2 protein-coding genes are annotated in these 3,203 nt (G+C 65.0%); both read right to left on the reverse strand.

All coding sequences use genetic code 11. From position 1 onward, the window contains the following. Positions 1–57 precede the first annotated feature (57 nt). Positions 58–1,914, reverse strand: coding sequence for a nickel-dependent hydrogenase large subunit (locus FKP22_RS25380; RefSeq protein WP_141290508.1), 1,857 nt, complete (start codon positions 1,912–1,914; stop codon positions 58–60). 13 nt (positions 1,915–1,927) lie between these two features. Then, entirely contained in the window at positions 1,928–3,004 is a 1,077-nt protein-coding gene (locus FKP22_RS25385) for a hydrogenase small subunit (RefSeq protein ID WP_141290510.1), read from the reverse strand. Positions 3,005–3,203: the final 199 nt, after the last annotated feature.

Below are 3,203 nucleotides of genomic sequence, written 5' to 3' on the forward strand. Positions count from 1 at the left end.
GATTTTTCGTGAGCATGTCGTTGTCTCCTGGATGTTTGTGGTTCGTGGCCTGCGGCTTCAGCGCACCTTCACGCTGGTGAGTTCCTGGCCGTCCGGGCTCATCACGTGGGTCGAGCAGGCCAGGCACGGATCGAACGAATGCAGCGTGCGCAGGATCTCGACCGGCTGCTCCGGATTGGCCATCGGCGTGTTCATCAGGCTTGCCTCGAACGCACCGATCTGGCCCTTGTTGTCGCGCGGGCTGCCGTTCCAGGTGGTCGGCACGACGCACTGGTAGTTCTCGATGCGGCCGTCCTTGATGCGGATCCAGTGGCCGAGCGCACCGCGTGGCGCGGCCACCGTGCCCACGCCCTTGGCCTCCTTGGGCCAGGTCGCCGGGTCCCACTTCTCGACGTTGGCGGTGCTGGTGTCACCGGCCTTGATGTTGGCGACCAGCTCGTTGAAGTCGTCGAGCATCATCTCGGCGCAGTACTGGCTTTCCAGCGCGCGCGCCAGCGTGCGGCCGATGGTCGTGGGCAGCAGCTGCTTGGCGGTGTACTGCGTCTCGGGCAGGCCCAGCGCCTTCGGGATGACGCTGTTGATCGCCGCCGCCGACGAATCGATCTGCTGCTTGACGCGCTGCGAATACCTGTTGCCCTGCAGCGCATGCGCATGGCCGAGGATGTAGCGCGCCAGCGGGCCGACCTCCATCGCGTGGCCGCGCCAGCGCGGCGACTTGATCCACGAATACTTGGCGCTCTCGTCGATCTCCTTGATGTCTGTGCGCGTGCCCTTGGTCCTGGCGCCGAGTTCGTAGTTGGGCTCGGTCACGCCGTCCCACGGGTGCAGGCCCTTGGACTCGTCGGCATACTTGTACCAGCTGTGCGGCACGAACTCCTGCACCTGCTCGGGGTCGCGCGGGTCGACCGGGTGGATCACGTCCCAGTTGCCGTCGAGGATCGCGCCGCCGGGCAACTGGTCGGTCCTGGCGTCGTAGTTGACCTTCGAGTAGGTGCCGTAGTCCATCACGTTGGTGGCCGAGAGACCGCCGCCGAACAGCCAGCCGGCGTTCTTGTAGATCGTGCCGATGGCCAGCACGTCTGGGATGTAGACCTTGTTGTTGAACTCGACCATCTCGTCGATGCGAGCCTTCACGAAGTTCAGCCGCTCCATGTTGATCGGCGCACCGGCGGCACCGTTGCCGTCGATGTTGATTGCGCAAGGCACACCGCCGACCAGGTAGTTCGGGTGCGGGTTCTTGCCGCCGAAGATGGTATGGACCTTGACCCATTCCTTCTGCAGGTCGAGCGCTTCGAGGTAGTGCGTCACCGCCATCAGGTTGGCCTCGGGCGGCAGCACGTAGGCCTTGCTGCCCCAGTAGCCGTTCATGAAGGGGCCGAGCTGGCCGCTCTCGACGAACTTCTTCAGCCGGTTCTGGATGTCGCGGAAGTAACCGGCCGAGGACAGCGGGTGCGACGGCGAGACGAGCTGCTGCAGCTCCGAGGTCTTCTTCGGATCGGCCTTGAGTGCCGAGACCACATCGACCCAGTCGAGCGCGTGCAGGTGGTAGAAGTGGACGGCATGGTCGTGCACCTGCAGCGTCTTGGCCATGATCTCGCGGATCAGGTAGGCGTTCTTCGGGATCTTGATGCCCAGCGCGTCTTCGACCGCGCGCACCGAGGTCAGCGCATGGCAGCCGGTGCACACGCCGCAGATGCGTTCGACGAAAGCCCAGGCATCGCGCGGGTCCCGGCCCTTCAGGATGACCTCAAGGCCGCGCCACATCGTGCCGGTCGAGACGGCGTTGCGGATCACGTTGTTGCTGTCGAGGTTGACCTCGCAGCGCATGTGGCCCTCGATGCGCGTGACCGGGTCGACGACGATGCGCCGGCCGGTGTTGTCCATCTTGAAGCCTTGCGTTTCGTAAGCGCCCATGGGTGTACTTTCTTCAGACCTTGGTGGTGGTGTCGTTGTTCTGGTTCGCGCGCTTGATCGCCGAGACGGCCGCGTGCGCCGCCGCTGCCGCACCCACGACGGCGGCCGCCACACCGCCGACCTTGTCGGCGTTGGCTTCGATGCCGAACTGGTGGATGTCGGTCAGTCGGTTGTAGAACGAGCCCTTGTCCCAGAAGCCGTCCTCCGAGCAGCCGATGCAGCCGTGGCCGGCCTTGATCGGGAAGCTCGTGCCCTCGTTCCACTGCACCGTGGAGCAGGCGTTGTAGGTGGTCGGGCCCTTGCAGCCGACCTTGTAGAGGCAGTAGCCCTTGCGCGCGCTCTCGTCGTCCCAGGCCTCGACGAACTGGCCAGCGTCGAAGTGCGGGCGGCGATAGCACTTGTCGTGGATGCGCTGGCTGTAGAACATCTTCGGCCGGCCCTGGCGGTCGAGCTCGGGGATGCGGTCGAAGGTGAGCATGTAGGTGATCACGCCCGTCATGACCTCGGCGATCGGCGGGCAGCCCGGCACCTTGATGATGGGCTTGTCGAAGATCACCTTGTGGATCGGCGTGGCCTGCGTCGGGTTCGGCTTGGCCGCCTGCACGCAGCCCCATGAGGCGCACGAGCCCCAGCTGATGATGGCCTTGGCGTCTTTCGCAACGTGCTTCAACTGCTCGATGAAGGGCTTGCCGCCGATGATGCAGCTCATGCCGTCCTGGTTGAGCGGCGGGTTGCCTTCCACGGCCAGGATGTAGTTGCCCTTGTACTTGACCATGATCTCTTCGAGGATGGCCTCGGCCTGGTGGCCGGCGGCGGCCATCAGCGTGTCGTCGTAGTCGAGCGAGATCATCGACAGCACCACGTCCTTGGCGAGCGGGTGCGCCGATCGGATGAAGCTCTCGGAGCAGCAGGTGCATTCCAGCCCGTGCAGCCACAGCACCGGTGTGCGCGGCTTGGTTTCCATCGCGTGCGCGATCTGCGGCACGAAGGCCGGGCCGAGGCCGAGCGAGGTCGCGGTCAGCGAGCAGTACTTCAAAAAGCTGCGGCGCGAAATGCCCTGGCGGCGCATCACCTCGTAGAACGTCTCCATGCGAGCTGTCTCCTCTTGTTGCTTCAAGGTCCGGGGTCGCCGGTACACCGGCTGCTGCTGCTTTGATTACAAGTCGCGAGCCAGCTTTCGGGGCCTCGCGGGAAAACCCCGAACGCAGCTCGCAAGCCCTTGTTTCAATTGGCAAAACGCGCGGGCCGCGGCATGCGCCCAAAACACGCGCGGCGCCAGCTGCCAGCTC

This window comes from Ideonella azotifigens (genome assembly GCF_006519715.1).
GTDB classification, from domain to species: domain Bacteria; phylum Pseudomonadota; class Gammaproteobacteria; order Burkholderiales; family Burkholderiaceae_C; genus Ideonella; species Ideonella azotifigens.